The sequence below is a fragment of the Burkholderia pyrrocinia genome, assembly GCF_022809715.1.
GTDB lineage: Bacteria > Pseudomonadota > Gammaproteobacteria > Burkholderiales > Burkholderiaceae > Burkholderia > Burkholderia pyrrocinia_C.
In genome coordinates, this window is record NZ_CP094460.1 from 2,047,476 (window position 1) to 2,062,691 (window position 15,216).

Annotated in this window: 11 protein-coding genes; 3 read left to right on the forward strand and 8 right to left on the reverse strand. The window is 67.0% G+C overall.

Annotation, left to right across the window (positions count from 1 at the left end; all coding sequences use genetic code 11):
* Positions 1-42: 42 nt before the first annotated feature.
* Both MRS60_RS26085 and MRS60_RS26090 read right to left on the reverse strand, forming a co-directional pair.
* Positions 43-2,043 (reverse strand): glycoside hydrolase family 28 protein, encoded by a 2,001-nt coding sequence (locus MRS60_RS26085; RefSeq protein ID WP_243565819.1) that lies wholly within the window; start codon positions 2,041-2,043, stop codon positions 43-45.
* Between the two features lie 262 nt (positions 2,044-2,305).
* Positions 2,306-2,884 carry a CS1 type fimbrial major subunit gene (locus MRS60_RS26090; protein WP_034181565.1) on the reverse strand — a complete coding sequence of 193 codons (579 nt, stop codon included), beginning with the start codon at positions 2,882-2,884 and terminating at the stop codon, positions 2,306-2,308.
* Between the two features lie 508 nt (positions 2,885-3,392).
* Between MRS60_RS26090 and MRS60_RS26095 the strand changes: the two genes are divergently transcribed.
* Together MRS60_RS26095 and MRS60_RS26100 are read left to right on the forward strand one after the other, a co-directional pair.
* The gene (locus MRS60_RS26095) at positions 3,393-4,751 is read left to right on the forward strand and encodes an aspartate aminotransferase family protein (RefSeq protein ID WP_243565820.1); all 1,359 of its coding nucleotides are present in this window, start codon (positions 3,393-3,395) and stop codon (positions 4,749-4,751) included.
* A 606-nt stretch (positions 4,752-5,357) separates the two neighbouring features.
* Positions 5,358-6,764 carry an amino acid permease gene (locus MRS60_RS26100; RefSeq protein ID WP_051983730.1) on the forward strand — a complete coding sequence of 469 codons (1,407 nt, stop codon included), beginning with the start codon at positions 5,358-5,360 and terminating at the stop codon, positions 6,762-6,764.
* Positions 6,765-6,784: 20 nt separating this feature from the next.
* On the opposite strand, the gene MRS60_RS26105 is transcribed toward MRS60_RS26100, so the two are convergent.
* Positions 6,785-7,966: a M20 aminoacylase family protein gene (locus MRS60_RS26105; protein WP_243565821.1), complete on the reverse strand. Its 1,182-nt coding sequence runs from the start codon at positions 7,964-7,966 to the stop codon at positions 6,785-6,787.
* A gap of 29 nt (positions 7,967-7,995) precedes the next feature.
* Positions 7,996-9,228 (reverse strand): diaminopropionate ammonia-lyase, encoded by a 1,233-nt coding sequence (locus MRS60_RS26110; protein WP_034181562.1) that lies wholly within the window; start codon positions 9,226-9,228, stop codon positions 7,996-7,998.
* Between the two features lie 180 nt (positions 9,229-9,408).
* Between MRS60_RS26110 and MRS60_RS26115 the strand changes: the two genes are divergently transcribed.
* Complete coding sequence (locus tag MRS60_RS26115) at positions 9,409-9,885, forward strand: Lrp/AsnC family transcriptional regulator (protein ID WP_175749642.1); 477 nt, start codon at positions 9,409-9,411, stop codon at positions 9,883-9,885.
* Between the two features lie 198 nt (positions 9,886-10,083).
* On the opposite strand, the gene MRS60_RS26120 is transcribed toward MRS60_RS26115, so the two are convergent.
* From MRS60_RS26120 to MRS60_RS26135, 4 genes are all read right to left on the reverse strand, one after another.
* A complete protein-coding gene (locus MRS60_RS26120; RefSeq protein ID WP_243565822.1) occupies positions 10,084-11,805 on the reverse strand; it encodes a tannase/feruloyl esterase family alpha/beta hydrolase in 1,722 nt (573 codons plus the stop codon).
* A 28-nt stretch (positions 11,806-11,833) separates the two neighbouring features.
* A complete protein-coding gene (locus tag MRS60_RS26125) occupies positions 11,834-12,973 on the reverse strand; it encodes a porin (protein WP_243565823.1) in 1,140 nt (379 codons plus the stop codon).
* 67 nt (positions 12,974-13,040) lie between these two features.
* On the reverse strand, positions 13,041-14,246 hold the full coding sequence (gene mhpT / locus MRS60_RS26130; RefSeq protein ID WP_131946675.1) for a 3-(3-hydroxy-phenyl)propionate transporter MhpT: 1,206 nt from the start codon (positions 14,244-14,246) through the stop codon (positions 13,041-13,043).
* Between the two features lie 286 nt (positions 14,247-14,532).
* Positions 14,533-15,027: a MarR family winged helix-turn-helix transcriptional regulator gene (locus MRS60_RS26135; protein WP_034181557.1), complete on the reverse strand. Its 495-nt coding sequence runs from the start codon at positions 15,025-15,027 to the stop codon at positions 14,533-14,535.
* Between the last annotated feature and the right edge of the window lie 189 nt (positions 15,028-15,216).

A 15,216-nucleotide genomic window follows, 5' to 3' on the forward strand; every position in this document is an offset into this window, starting at 1 on the left:
ACTGCCGCCCGCGAACGCCCTTTACCTTCACTTCACCTCAAGTCACCGCTTGTCGGTAATCGTCGTGTTGACGGCCTGCCCGGCGATCGTCACGTTCGTCAGCGTCAGCGCGCTCACGTTGAACGCATAGATCGGCCCCGGCGACGTGACCGTCGGCGTGCCCGACGCGACCGGCGTGCCGAAGTCGCAATTGCTGATCGTCACGCCGGAGATCGGCTGCACGGCCGGCGCGGGCGGCGTGCCGTTGTAGTCGAACGCGACCGGCCCCTGCGCGACGATCGCCTGGAAACACGACGCGGTCACGCCGTTCAGCGTCACGTTGCTCGCCTTCACATCCGAGATCGTCACGTTCTGCACGACCGGCGCGCGCGTGCGCACCGCGTCGTTCGCGGGCTGGTAATCGCAGTCGAACGTGACGATGCCGCCCTGCGCAGCCGACGGGTTGCCGGCCGACGGCGTGACGACGCCGAGCGGCACGCTCGCGTTGACCGGGCTGCCCGCGAGCAGTGCGCTGCCGTAGCCACCGCCCTTCAGCGTCACGCCGTTCGGCAGCGTCACGCCCTTCACGTGGAAGTCCTTCACGTAGCCGCCGCGATTCATGTTGGTCTTCACGCGAATCGCGATGTTCAGCGGGTTGGTCTGCCAATTCGCGTTCAGCATCGACAGGTTGGTCGCATAGATCTGCTCGACGCCGCCGCCCATTTCGCTGCCGAGCGTGATGCCGCCGTGCCCGCTGTTCATCGTGCAGTTGCGGATCAGGTGCCGCTTCGCGGGCCCGTATTCGGTGTCGCGGTCTTTGCCGGACTTGATCGCGATGCAGTCGTCGCCGGTGTTGAACGTGCAGTCCTCGCACAGCACGTCGGTGCACGCGTCCGGATCGAAACCGTCGTTGTTCGGGCCGATGCTGTTGGTCGTCACGCCGCGAATCACGACATTGCGGCTCGCGGTCGGATGGTGCTGCCAGAACGGCGTGTTCTGCGTCTGGTAGTTCGCCATCAGCACGTTGGTGCAGCCGATGAATTCGACCATGCACGGCCGCAGGTAGTGGCCGAGGCCGAAGATGCGTTTCTCGACCGGCACACCGGCCTCGGACAGCGCCGGCAGGTAGTTCTGGTCCAGCTGCCACGGCGTGACCGGCGACGTGAGCAGCGCGTAGAGCGCGTCGGGAATCGCGGGCGCGACGATGCGCAGGTCGACGTTGTTCGGATTCGCATAGGCCTGGCTCGGCACCGACGCGCCTGCGCCGTACGCGCCCGACGAGCCCTTGTAGGTCCACCAGCAGATGCTGCCGGCCCCGCTGCCGGAGAACGGCGTCATCGCCTGCCCGTTGAGCACCGACGTCGGGCCTTCGCCCGTCAGCGCGATGTTCGTCGCGTTGCGCGCGTAGACGGGCGCGCCGTAGTTCAGGCAATCGTTCGCCTGCCAGCGGCTGTAGTACAGCCGGCCGTTCGCGCCGCAATCGACCGGGCCGTCCTTCGCGTAGTCGGCCGGGTTCGGGCTGAAGTAGATCGTGCAGTTCGCGCTCAGGTGGAACGTGACGTTGCTCTGCAGCACGATCGGCCCCGCGCAGTACCAGTTGCCGGGCGGCACGACCACGCGCCCGCCGCCTTCGCGGCGGCACGCGTCGATCGCCGCGAGAAACGCCGGGCGCGAATCGAACGCGCCGGGCGCGGTCGTCAGTTCGGAACCCGGGCTCACCGGCGATTTCGCGACGTTCGTGTACGGGGACGTTTGCGCGACCGTCGCGCACGGGCGCGCGCCGTAATGCGTCACGTCGAAGTCGCGCCCGCGCAGCGCGAGCCGCGACACATGCGCGAGCGATGCGGCGATGCGCGCCGCCGCGCCATGCTCGCCCCAGACGAGATCGACCGCCGACGCATTGGGCATGTGGCCTCCCGCAAAGGCCCGGGTCGCCGCGAGCGGTCCGCCGAGCACGGCGCCGCCGGCGAGCGCGCCGCTCCAGCCGATGAATGCGCGGCGCGACACCGGCTTCGACGACGGCGATCGGGCAGACGAAGACGAACGGCGGCTGTTTGCGGCCATGGGCGCTCCTTCAGTGTATGGGGTATCGACGCGCCGGACGGCGGATCGCTATTTATACGTCGTCGTACTACAACGCGCAGTCTAAATGCGATCGAAGCCGCACACGTATTTGTCGTTTACCCTGTTTTTACTGAGTTAATGCCGCTGATGTGTGCACCCACTCACATCAGAGAACGCATCGTTAGAGATATGTTGTCGTATGTTTATGCGCAAAAACCTCAGCTGAAACGCCCCGGCCGACGACGTCCGCCGGGGCACCGACCTACTCGCCTGCCGCCGCTACCGCACCCGGTGCCGGCTCGCGCCCGGCCGAAGCTGCCGGTTCGAACATCAGCACCAGATCGCCGTGGTAACTCCCGTTGGTCGAGGCCGCCCCACTGACGGCCGGCAGATGGGCGCTGACTTTCAGGTTGCGGGTTTCGTCGTAGCCGTCAAAACCGTCGCGCGCGGGTTTCACCAGCGTGAGCGTGCGAGCGGCGCCGGATGCGATTTCCGCGTCGCCCGCCTTGCCCGTCAGCACGACCTTCGCGTTGGCCATCTCGTCGCGACCGTTCGACAGCCGCAGCGGCTGCAACAGCGTGACGTTGATATCGGGGTTCGTCGTGCGCACGCGGATCGGCAGCGTCGTGGCGAAGCTCTGCCGCGCACGGTCCGTCGCGTTCAGTTCGACCACGTCGTACCACGCGGAATTGTCCGGTTTCGACACGAACAGACTGTCGCCGATATGCGCCGTCAGCGTGATCTTCTTGACGACCGCTTGCGGCGACGTCGGACCTGCGTGAGCGATGCCGGTCAATGCGCCGCACACGGCGAGTGCGGCAAGATGTTTTCCGATCTTCATTGTGTTGCCCCGCATTCTGGATGATTGAAATCCGATCGCCGAAAAGCCGGCCCGCTTCGAGCTCGCGATCCCGCCATTTCAGGAAAATCCGGTATTCGCTTATCTCGAAATTAACAAGCAAATCCCTGCGGAATTCGAAATGCTCAGCCGTATACGCGACCGATCGAGTCGACCGGATGCATTCGCAACCGCGTATCAGACTCCCCCGTCAGCCAGCAACGACCGACTCTGACGAACACCTCGCGCCACGGCGTGCAATAACGATAGGCCACGAAAGTCCGGATAAATATCCATGGAAACCTTCACGGTTCTTTTCGGCTTCCATTTACCAGTGCCATCTCCAAATCAAATAACACTCGCGCGGAAAACGCCTGCTTTCAGGCGCGGCAATGTCATCGTCGGTCGCAACGGATATTCGCGCTTCCGATCGCCTCGGTAATTCCGCCCCTGTTCAGCCCCCCGCCGCCTGCGCTATCGTTTCCTCATCTTCACTGCCCCGGAGCCCCACTTGCCTTCCCGCCACGGAGTCGACCTCATCCGCGCCCGCGCACTGTTCGAACGCGAGCGCCGTGCGTTCACCGAAGCCATGCCGGCGTCCCGCGCCCTGTCCGCGGAAGTGTCCGAGCACCTGCTGTTCGGCGTGCCGTTGCACTGGATGCAGGACTGGTCGACGCCGTTCTCGCTGTATGTGAAGGAAGCGCGCGGCGCGACCTTCACCGACGTCGACGGCCATCGCTATGTGGATTTCTGCCTCGGCGATACAGGCGCGATGTTCGGCCATGCGCCGGAACCCGTCGCACGCGCACTCGTCGAGCAGGCCACGCGCGGCTACACGACGATGCTGCCGAGCGAGGACGCCGCGTGGGTGTCGCGCGAGCTCGCGCGCCGCTTCCGGCTGCCGGTCTGGCAGTTCGCGCTGAGCGCGAGCGACGCGAACCGCTTCGTGCTGCGCTGGGCGCGCGCGGCCACCGGCCGCAACACGATCGTCGTGTTCAACGGCTGCTATCACGGCACGGTCGACGACGTGTTCGTCGATCTCGTCGACGGCCGCCCCGTGCAGCGCGACAGCCTGCTCGGGCAGTCGTACGACCTGCTCGCGAACACGCGCGTCGTCGAATTCAACGATCTGGACGCGCTCGAGGCGGCGCTGAAGCATGGCGACGTCGCATGCGTGCTCGCCGAGCCCGCGATGACGAACATCGGCATGGTGCTGCCCGATCCGGGCTTCTGGGATGCGGCGCGCGAACTGACGCGCCGCCACGGCACGCTGCTCGTGATCGACGAGACGCACACGATCAGCAGCGGCCCGGGCGGTTACGCGGTCGCGCACGATCTCGAACCGGACATGCTGGTGGTCGGTAAACCGATCGCGGGCGGAGTGCCGTGCGCAGTGTACGGGTTCAGCGCCGAATTCGCGGAACGCGCGAAGCAGGCGAAGCTCAACGCGCCGCCCGGCCATTCGGGCATCGGCACGACGCTCACCGCGAACATGCTCGCGATGCATGCGATGCGCGCGACGCTGGCCGAAGTCGCGACCGACGCCGCGTATGCGCACATGTTCGAACTCGCCGCACGGCTGGCCGCCGGGCTCGAACAGGCGATCGCGAAACACGGACTGCCGTGGTGCGTGACGCGCATCGGCGCACGCACCGAATTCCTGTTCGCGCCCGTGCCGCCGCGCAACGGCACGCTTGCCGGCGCGCAACTCGACAGCGAGCTCGAACACATCGTGCACCTGTATCTGCTGAATCGCGGCGTGCTGATCACGCCGTTCCACAACATGATGCTCGTGTGCCCGCAGACGACGAACGACGACGTCGACACACTCGTCGCGCAATTCGACGCGTGCCTGGGCGAACTGGTGTGACGTGACGCGCGTCCGGCTCGCCGGCACGCGCGAGCCGGACGCCTGCTCCCGGTGATTACTTCGGCAGATCCATCGGATCGACCTGCATGCCGGGCATGCTGTCGGGCACGCGCCGGAGCAGCGGTCGGCCGAAACATGACGGCGGGGCTACGTGCCCGCCGTGCAATAAACTGGAAGATCGATTTATCGACAGTCAGAGTTTGTTCACAAATGCCGGCCGCCAGTACTTTTTCCTGAAATCGTCAATTTTTCGATAACAACAACTCATCCTCCGCCGCTAGCATAACCGTCGACACAAGGCTCCATCAGAGAGCCGATTTCCCTATTTGATGGAGACGCAGCTCGATGCAATACCCGATCCTTTCCATTCATTCGCACTCCCTATTTCCCATTCGCGCCGCGTACCGACTCGCTTGCGCGTTTCATCCGTTTCATCGTTAACCGACAACCGCCCCGACCATCGCGCCTGCCCGGCCCCGCACCGAAAGCGGCCGGCACGGCTGACCGCGGCCATCTCGATCGCGCGCGAATCCGGCAGAGTCGTTCCGCGCTTGCGAACCCGTCGCGCCACCTTTCCCTTCCCTCAAATTCAAAGAGAGTGTCCTGATGCAACGAAACGAATCAGATCTACATCGAGGTCTCGGACAACGGCAGATGCGCCTGATGGCACTCGGCGCCGCTATCGGCGTCGGCTTGTTTCTCGGCTCGGCCAACGCAATCAAAATGGCGGGGCCCGCCATCATTCTTTCCTACATCATCGGCGGCGCGGTCATCTTCGTCATCATGCGCGCGCTGGGTGAAATGGCCGTGCACGAGCCCGTTGCCGGATCGTTCAGCCGCTACGCGCGCAATTATCTCGGCCCGCTCGCCGGCTACCTCACCGGATGGAACTACTGGTTTCTCTGGCTGGTCACGTGCATCGCGGAAATCACCGCGGTCGGCATCTACATGGGTATCTGGTTTCCCGACGTGCCGCGCTGGATCTGGGCGCTCGCTGCACTGGGCATGATGGGCTCCGTCAATTTGTTGACGGTCAAGGCATACGGCGAACTCGAATTCTGGTTCGCGCTGATCAAGGTCGTGACGATCGTCGTGATGATCGCCGTCGGTCTCGGCATGATCGTGTTCGGCTACGGCAATCATGGCGTGCCGACCGGCATCTCGAACCTGTGGGCGCATGGCGGCTTTCTCCCGAACGGCATGCAGGGCGTCATGATGTCGATGCAAATGGTCATGTTTGCGTACCTCGGCGTCGAAATGATCGGCTTGACGGCGGGCGAAGCGGCCAATCCGCAAAAGTCCATTCCGAACGCGATCAACTCCGTGTTCTGGCGCATCGTGATCTTCTACGGCGGCGCGCTGTTCGTCATCCTGTCGATCTACCCGTGGAACGAGATCGGCACGCAAGGCAGCCCGTTCGTGATGACGTTCGAGCGGCTCGGCATCAAGACCGCCGCCGGGATCATCAACTTCGTCGTGCTGACTGCCGCGCTTTCGTCGTGCAATGGCGGCATCTTCAGTACCGGCCGCATGCTGTACAGCCTGGCGCAGCAGGGGCATGCCCCGCGCGCGTTCGGCGTGACGACCGCCGGCGGCGTGCCGCGCCGGGCGATTCTCGTCTCGGCGGCCGCCTTGCTGGCCGGCGTGCTGCTGAACTACCTCGTTCCCGAGAAGGTCTTCGTCTGGGTCACGTCCATCTCCACGTTCGGCGCGATCTGGACCTGGGGCGTGATTCTCGTTACGCAGATGAAATTCCGCCAGTCCCTCGCACCGAGCGAACAGCGCACACTCGGCTTTCGCATGCCGTTCTGGCCTTACGGTTCGTGGTTCGCGCTGGGGTTCCTCGCATTCGTGATCGGCTTGATGGCGTACTTCCCCGACACGCGCGTCGCACTGCTCGTCGGCCCGGCGTGGCTCGCGCTGCTGGTCGCCTTCTACTATGGGCTGAAGCTCGAATCCGCGGCGCCGTCGAATGCGGGCTCAACCCGGCGGAGTGAGCGCCAGCGCGCCTGACCTCTGCACGACGCGTATCGTCAGGACCGCAACGCCAGCCGCGCCACTTCCGCGAAGTAGCGCGCGCCGACCGGCAGGATCTCGTCGTTGAAATCGTACGTCGCGTTATGCAACGGCACGCCGCCTCGATCGGCCGCGTCGCCGTTGCCGATGAACACGAAATTGCCGGGCACGGCCTGCAGGAACGCGCCGAAATCCTCGGAGATCATCATCGGCTGCACGTCGGCATTCACCGCGCCGGCGCCTGCGATATGCGCGGCGGCCTGCACGGCCGTGTCGACCCACTCCGGGGAATTCACCGTCGGCGCGAACTCGTGCGTGTAGTCGAACGTGCAGGCCGCGCCGTGCGTGCGGCAGATCCCTTCGCTGATCTCGCGCATCCGGGTTTCCAGCAGCGCCTGCACGTCGCGCGAATAGCTGCGCGTGTCGCCCTTGATCGTCACGGTCGACGGCAGCACGTTGCGCAGCCCGTCGGTGATGAATTCGGTGCACGAGATCACGGCCTGCCGGCCCGGATCGAGATTGCGCGACACGATCGTCTGCAGCGCGAGCACGATCTGCGCGCCGATCACGATCGGATCGATGCCCATGTGCGGGCGCGCCGCATGCGTACCGCGCCCGTCGATTCGGATCACGAAATTGTCCTCGCTCGCCATGATGCCGCCCGCGCGCGTCGAGAACGTGCCCGCGCGCATGCCCGGCATGTTGTGCGCGCCGAAGATCGCGTCGACCGGAAAGCGCTCGAACAGCCCGTCGGCCATCATCGCCTTCGCGCCGCGGCCATGCTCCTCGGCCGGCTGGAAGATGAAGCGCACCGTGCCGTCGAAGTCCTTCCGTTCGGCCAGCAGTTGCGCCGCGCCCAGCACCATCGACATGTGGCCGTCGTGCCCGCACGCATGCATCTTGCCGGGCGTGCGCGACGCGTGTTCGCGGCCCGGCGCGTGCTCGGCGATGTTCAGCGCGTCCATGTCCGCGCGGATGCCGATCGCGCGCGTGCCGGTGCCAGCCGTCAGGTTCGCGACGAGCCCCGTGCCGCCGATGCCGCGATGCACGTCGAGCCCGAGCGTCGTCAGAATGCGCGCGACGTAGTCGGACGTGTTCACCTCTTCGAAACCCGTCTCCGGATGCTGGTGCAGATGCTGGCGCCAGGCCTTCAGTCGCCCCTGCAGCGTGCTTTCTTCGATTGCGTCGATTGCATCCATTGCGCTTGCCTCGTCGGTCGTTTGGTCGTTCAGGCCGCTACCGCCGCGCGGTTCAGCCAGTCGCGCTGCCGCGCGAGCACAGCGTCGGCCGTGTCGCCGACGCAGCGCCGGTACACGGACGGCGCCGTCGCGCCTTCGGTATTGATCGCCAGCACGCGCGAGCTTGCGTCGAGCCGCGCCTGCCGCGCGAGCGCAGGGTTGCGCATCAGCACTTCCAGCCCCGCAATACCGGCCGCGCCCGATTCGCCGGCGACGAGCGGCACGTCCCGTTCGCTGCCGGCCGCGAGGCCGCGCATCGCCTGCACGGCATCTTCATCGTCGATCAGCATGAAATGATCGATGCACAGCTCGAGGAAATCCCATGCGAGCGGCGACGCCTCGCCGCACGCGAGCCCGGCCATCACCGAATCTACGCTGCCGGTCGCCTTCGCCGCGCGCCCCGCGAGCGCGCTCTGGTACAGGCAATCGGCCTGGCGCGGCTCGACGACGATGAAATGCGGCCGCTGCGCGCCATCGCGCTCCCACAGGTAACTCGCCACGCCCGCGGCGAGGCCGCCCACGCCGCCCTGCAGCAACACGTGCGTGAACGGCCGCCCGTCGTCCTGCGCCGCCTGCTCGGCAGCCTCGGCGGCGATCACGCCGTAACCCTGCATCACGTCGCGCGGAATCGCTTCGTAGCCGTCGTACGACGTATCCGACACGACGTACCAGCCGTTCGCCTGCGCAAGCTGCGCCGCGCAGACGACCGACTCGTCGTAGTTCCCCGCGATGCGCACGATCCGCGCGCCGTACGCCGAGATCGCGCGTTCGCGCTCGGCGTCGACATTCGCGTGCAGCACGATCACGCAGCCGCAGCCGATCGCGCGCGCGGCCGCGGCCAGCGCACGACCGTGATTGCCGTCGGTCGCGCTGATCACCGTCAGGTCGGCGAGCTGCGCTGCGTAGCGGCCGGTGACCAGCCCGTGCGGATCGAGATCGTGGGTGCGCCGCAGGCGCTTCACGAGCCGCACCAGCGCGATCGGCGCGCCGAGCGCCTTGAAGCTGCCGAGCGGCGAGCGGCACGACTCGTCCTTCACGCTGACGCTCGCGACGCCGAGCCGCGCGGCGAGGTCGGGCAGCGCGCGCAGCGGCGTGCGCGCGCTGCCGACGAGCGGCCAGTGCGACAGCCACGCGCCGCTTTCGTCGGCCGACGCGATGTTCATCACGCGGCGCAGCGCGTCGGGATAGGCGGCGCGCGACGCGCGGGGGTTGTCGATCAGCATGGCGAAAGGCTCCGGAGCAGGACCGCGCCGGCGGTCCGTCGGGTGGGTCGGATCGGGCAAGCGCGGATTGCGTTCGCCGTCGGTCCGAAAAATAATATTGCGTATGCCGGTCAATAAAATCGCCAAATCGGCTGCCCGGACGCAAAAATTTCTCATTTTTTCGAGGTTTCGCGCACCATCATGACGACCCCACTCGATGCGTTCGATCGCAAGCTGTTGATGGAAGTGCAGCGTGACGCGCAGACGCCGCAAAGCGAACTCGGCGCACGCGTGAATCTGTCGACGGCGGCGGTGAACCGGCGCTTGAAGCGTCTCGCGGAAGACGGCGTGATCGAGCGCTATACGGCCATCGTCGCGCCTGAAAAAGTCGATCATCCGCTGACGATCGTCGTGAACGTCGAGGTCGAGAGCGAGCAGATCGACCTGCTCGACGCGATGAAGCGGACCTTCGAGCTTTGCCCGCAGATCCAGCAGTGCTACTACGTGACGGGGGAATGGGATTTCGTGCTGATCCTCGCCGTGCGCAACATGGATCAGTACAACGCGCTCACGCGCGAGCTGTTCTTCGCGAACAACAACGTGAAGCGGTTCAAGACGCTCGTGAGCATGAGCCGCGTGAAGGTCGGGCTCGAGGTGCCGGTCGAACCCGGCGAGTGAATGCGGCTGTCGCGTGCGGCAGCGAAACGCCCGGCGCGCGACTGCACGCGCCGGCCGCATCCCATCCACGGCTACGTCAGCGGCAACTGAAGCTTGCCGTGCCGATCGAACCCGGCGAGTGAATCCGGCTGTCGCGTGCGGCAGCGAAACGCCCGGCGCGCGACTGCACGCGCCGGGCGCATCCCATCCACGGCTACGTCAGCGGCAACTGAAGCTCGCCGCCGAGTTCACGTCACCGGAGCCGTTGTAGCGCGCCACCTGCGGATACGGGCACAGCGGGCGCGTACGCCCCGCCCCCCACGATGCGGGCACATCCGCACTCGGCAACGCGTTCGTCGCATCGCGCGCGGCAGCCACGATCGCGGCGGGCGCCTGCCCCTGCTCGACCCACGCGACGAGCGGCGTCAGCATGTCGAACTGGTCGGCCGCCGGCCCGCCCGCACAGTGGTTCATCCCGGGCACCGGATAGAAGCGCGCGAAGCTCGACGCATCGCCGCCGTTCGCCTGCGCGACCCGCTGGTACCAGTCGCTCGTGTCGTTGGACGAGAACACCGGGTCGCCCGTGCCGTGATAGACGAGCAGCTTCGCGCCGCGCGCCTTCAGCGCGGACAGGTTCGTCTCGTCGGGCGGCGTCATGAACGACCACGCGGATTGCGTGTACACGCCGCTGGTCGCGAAGATCGCCGGCGCGTCGTTGTCCATGTCGAAGCCGAGCGCGAAACCGGGCAGGTTCGCGAGCGTCGCGGTGCTTTTCGGCGGCGACATGAACGTGAACGCCATCGCGGCCGGATCGAGCGTGATGGAGTTCGACTGCTTCCACGCGGCCCAGCCAACGCCGGCTACGCCCGGATCGTACGGAAAGCTCGCATAAAGCGCTGTGCCCGCGCTGTTGCGCGCACCCGCGAACACGTTCCCGAGCGCGGTTTTCTGCGCGGTCGTCAGGCATGCGCCGGTGCGCGTGCCGTTCGCGCAGGTCGGGATATCGGCTTCGACGCTGAAGTGCGCCTGGCAAGCGGCGACGTCCTGCACCATCCCGTCGGCCACGCCGTCGAGCGCATCGCATTTGTCGAGGATCTTCGCGCCGACGAACCGGCGCTCCGTGTCGGTGAAGCCGCTGCGGATATCCGGCAGCCCGTTCGATCCGGTGGCCGACGCGATCTTCGCGAACTGCTGCGCACCGTACATCTCGCCGATCGCCGCCTTCGGCAAATGGAAGCCCGGGTCGCCCGCGATGATGCCGTCGTAGTCGGCCGGGTTGCGCACCGCCGTGACCATCGCGTGACGGCCGCCGTTCGAGCAGCCGCCGAAATAGCTGCGGTCGGGCGCCTTCCCGTAGGCGAGACGGATCACCTGCTTGGCCATCGGCGTCAGCGCATCGACGGCGCCGTAGCCGTAGTCGATCCGCGCCTGCGGATCGAGGCCGAACAGCGGATTCTGCGCGCCGCTGTGCCCGGAATCCGAGCTGATCACCGCGAAGCCCTGGTTCAGCGCATCGGTCAGCGGCCCGCCGCCGCCGATCTCGCCGGTCGCGGTCACGATGTTGCCGTCGAGGCCGCCGTTCGCCTGGTAGAAGAAGCGGCCGTTCCACGCCTTCGGCAAGCGCATCTCGAAGCCGATCGCATAAGTGTTGCCGTCGACCGTGCTCACGCGCTCGTTCATCTTGCCTTCGATCACGCAGTGCTCGGCGATCGGCTTGCCGGCCACCGTCAGCGCGCCGGCGGCCGCGGTCGCAACCGACGTGAACGACGTGTTCGCATACGCGAGCTTCGCGGCGAGCGCGTCGCAGGTCTGCGCCATCGCGGCCGGCGTCGCGGCGCTCAGGTGCGTGGGGGTTGAGCTTACCGAATCGTCGCCGCCGCAACCGGCGAGCATCGCCGCGGAGATCGGTGCAATGCAGAGGAATGCAGATTTTCTGTTCAAGATACCTCCCGTTCGTCAGGTTGCCGGATCAGAACATGTGCTTGACGCCGACCATCGCGCCGAGCTGCCCCATCCCCGCGCCGGGCGTCGTGCCGGGGCCGCCGCCGCTGACCGCGTAGCGCGCATGCGCGCTGTTCCACAGATACGAGCTTTGCGCGTAGACCGACGTGCGCTTCGTCAGCAGGTAGGTCGCGCGCAGCGTTGCCATCGTCGCGCGCGTGTCGTGCGCACTGTTGACGATCCGGTAGCCTTCGCCGTCGACGATGAAGTCCGGCTTGACCGCATACGACGCCCCGACGAAGAACAGATCCGAATGCGCGCCGGGCGCAGCCGGCGAACCGGTCGACACGCGCCGCCCGATCCAGCCCGCGCCGATCCGCGCGCCCGCCGCCTGCGCATACGCGCTCACGTGCACGCGCGCGTCCTTGCCCGCGCTGCTCGTGAAGGCGACCGGCGCGACGCCGTCGAAGAAGTTCGCGGCCGCGCCGGTGCCGCCGCGCTGCTCCTCGTACGACGCCGCCGCGCCGAAATACGCGCTGTCGTACTTGAGCATCGCCGACCAGTTGCGGCACTCGACCGCGTGGCCCGGCACCTGCCCCGCGCACGTGCCCTGCCCCGGCGAGTTGCCGGTGCCCGCGCCGTCGCGGCCGAACGAATAGGCGGCGCCGAACGTCACGCCGCGATACGTGCCGAGGTAAGTCACCGCGTTGTCGGCGCGGCCGTTCGGCACGTACGCGTCGAACGAGCCGAGCCCGTAGATATCGGGGCCGATGATGTCCGCGCCCTGCAACGCGAGGTAGGTCATCGTGTACTGGCGGCCGAACGCGAGCGTGCCGAAGCCGCCCTTCAGCCCGACGAATGCCTGCCGGCCGAACAGCCGACCGCCCTGGCCGAGATCGCCGCCGCGCACGTTGAAGCCGCTTTCGAGCACGAACACGGCCTGGTAGCCGCCGCCGAGATCCTCGCTGCCGCGCAGGCCCCAGCGCGACGGCATCTCGCCGGTCACGCCCGGCATCCGTACCACGTGATCGCCGGCCGCATTCGCGTGCGACACGTATTCGACGCCGGTGTCGATGATCCCGTACAGCGTCACGCTCGATTGCGCGTGCGCGCTCGTCGCGGCCAGCGCGCAAGCGCCGGCTGCCAGCAAGGCTTTGGTGTGCTTCATGGTTGGTGTCTCCAGACCTGCGTCGATATCGCGCTCTGCCGGCGCTCGTGGGTGAAAGTAAACAAACTCAGTCGTGTGCCTGCGGCCTGCGGATCAGCACCAGCGCCGCGACGGCGGCGACCAGCGTGACGGGAATGCTCGCGCCGATCACGACCGACGCGCTGCGGCCCATCGCGAGCAGCTGGGCAGCCGCGAGCGGGCCGACCACCGAGCCGAGCCGGCCCACCGCGACCGCGGAGCCGACGCCGGTGCCGCGCATCGCGGTCGGGTAGTACATCGCGGCCAGCGCATACAGCACCGACTGGCCGCCGACGACGAACATCCCGGCCGCGAACGCCGCGGCGGACAGCCATACGATCCCGGGCGCGATCGCGAGCGCGGCGAGCGACAGCACGATCCCCGCATACATGCCGCCGACGACCCGCGACGGCCGCATCCGGTCCATCGACATGCCGATGCCGAGCACGCCGAGGCCGCTGCCGATGTTGAAGAAGATCTGCACGATCCCGGCCTGGCTGCGCGCGAGCCCCTTGGCCGCCATCAGCGACGGCAGCCAGTTCAGCAGGAAATACAGCACGATCAGCGTGCAGAAATAGCTGAGCCAGAGCGCGAGCGTGGTGCCCGTGCGTGCGCCGCCGAACAGCGTGTGCGCAACGCTCGGGCGCGCGGCGCCCGATGCGCTGACGTCGAGGAACGCACGCGATTCCGGCAGCAGCGCGAGCAGCAGCGGGGCGAGCAGCAGCGGCCCGACGCCGCCGACGTAGAAGATGTGCCGCCATTCGGTGTCGCCGGCCAGCAGCACGCCGATCAACGACGCGATCACGCCGCCGAACGGAATGCCGCAGTACATCACGGCGACCGCGCTGCTGCGCGAGCGCGCGTCGGCCGCTTCGGACGACAGCGCGATCAGGTTCGGCATCGCGCCGCCGAGGCCGAGGCCGGTCAGCGCGCGCACGACGACCAGCATCGCGAAGCTCGACACGTGCGCGGTCGCGATCGACAGCAGCCCGAACAGGCAGACCGATGCGATCAGCACGTGCTTGCGGCCGATCCGGTCGGCGAGCCACCCGCCGAGCATCGCGCCCGGCAGCAGGCCGAACGTGCCTGCGCTGAACGCGAGCCCCATCTGCGAAACCGTGAGCCCGAACTCGTGAGCCATGCGCGGCGCGGCGACGCCGACCGACTGCAGGTCGAGCCCCTCGAGCAGCGCGATCGCGAAACACAGACCGAGCGTCGTCGCGACGGCCGGCCTCTCGGCAACGGAAGTGTCCATGTCGTCTCCAAACCTTGTACTGCGCGTCATGCCGAAACGCATGCGCGGTGTCTTTGTCGTGATCGGACCATGCATCAGACATTATCAGGTAGCCTGATTCATTGTCCGAAATAAAATCCGCGCGACCAGCCGGTCGTGCGGACCGTCATCCCATCGAAGGACGGAATGATTTAATAACAGGTAACCTGATATTTCAAGTGTGTGATGCGCCGGTGTTAACCCGCAACGTGCGCGGAAGCCGGCCAGGCAAGGCCGTGCGGAACGACGAAAGAAACGAAAGCGCGGCTCAGTCGCGCAGGTTGCGCACGAACAGCTCGAGCGTGCGCTGGACCTGCGCGGCGTCGGCGGCGGTCAGGTCGTCGCCGAGCATCCGGCGCTCGAGCGGCCGCAGCACCCGTTCGCATTCGCGCAGGATCGCCGAGCCTTCGTCGGTCAGGCGCAGCAGGATCACGCGGCCATGATTCGGATCGGCCTCGCGCGTGACGAAGCCGCGGGCCGCCATCGCGACCATCACCTCGTTCGCGGATTGCGGCGTGATGAACGAGCGCACCGCGAGCTGCGCATTGGACAGCGCGCCGCGCGCCTCGAGTACCGACAGCGCCGTGTATTGCGCGAGCGTCACGCCGAGCGGTGCAAGCGCATCGCTCATCTGGCGGCGCAGCAGCCGATCGAGATTGCCGATCAGGTAGGTCAGCCGCTGCTGGGCACGCATGGGCGGTTTGGCCTCGGTGGCACGGGCAGCGCGTTTCGCGCCGGCCGGTTTGACGGGTGTCGAACTCATGAAGGTGTCGGGAGGAAGATCGCGGGCCATCTTACCTCACGCGGCCCGCATGGCGGGCACGCTCGCATCGCCCGCATCGCGGCGATCGGCGCACTGTACGCAACACAGACCCGATTCGGCGGTTTCGATCGTGGTTTACCCGCTGATCGACCAGGAAAGCGCCGCCGCGCTGCCGTGCCGACCGCGTGC

Excerpts from the sequence above, each read along its gene's own strand:
- MRS60_RS26085 (WP_243565819.1), bottom strand. The coding sequence starts at position 2,043 with ATGGCCGCAAACAGCCGCCGTTCGTCTTCGTCTGCCCGATCGCCGTCG.
- MRS60_RS26090 (WP_034181565.1), bottom strand. The coding sequence starts at position 2,884 with ATGAAGATCGGAAAACATCTTGCCGCACTCGCCGTGTGCGGCGCATTG.
- MRS60_RS26100 (WP_051983730.1), top strand. The coding sequence starts at position 5,358 with ATGCAACGAAACGAATCAGATCTACATCGAGGTCTCGGACAACGGCAG.
- MRS60_RS26105 (WP_243565821.1), bottom strand. The coding sequence starts at position 7,966 with ATGGATGCAATCGACGCAATCGAAGAAAGCACGCTGCAGGGGCGACTG.
- MRS60_RS26110 (WP_034181562.1), bottom strand. The coding sequence starts at position 9,228 with ATGCTGATCGACAACCCCCGCGCGTCGCGCGCCGCCTATCCCGACGCG.
- MRS60_RS26115 (WP_175749642.1), top strand. The coding sequence starts at position 9,409 with ATGACGACCCCACTCGATGCGTTCGATCGCAAGCTGTTGATGGAAGTG.
- MRS60_RS26125 (WP_243565823.1), bottom strand. The coding sequence starts at position 12,973 with ATGAAGCACACCAAAGCCTTGCTGGCAGCCGGCGCTTGCGCGCTGGCC.
- mhpT (WP_131946675.1), bottom strand. The coding sequence starts at position 14,246 with ATGGACACTTCCGTTGCCGAGAGGCCGGCCGTCGCGACGACGCTCGGT.
- MRS60_RS26135 (WP_034181557.1), bottom strand. The coding sequence starts at position 15,027 with ATGAGTTCGACACCCGTCAAACCGGCCGGCGCGAAACGCGCTGCCCGT.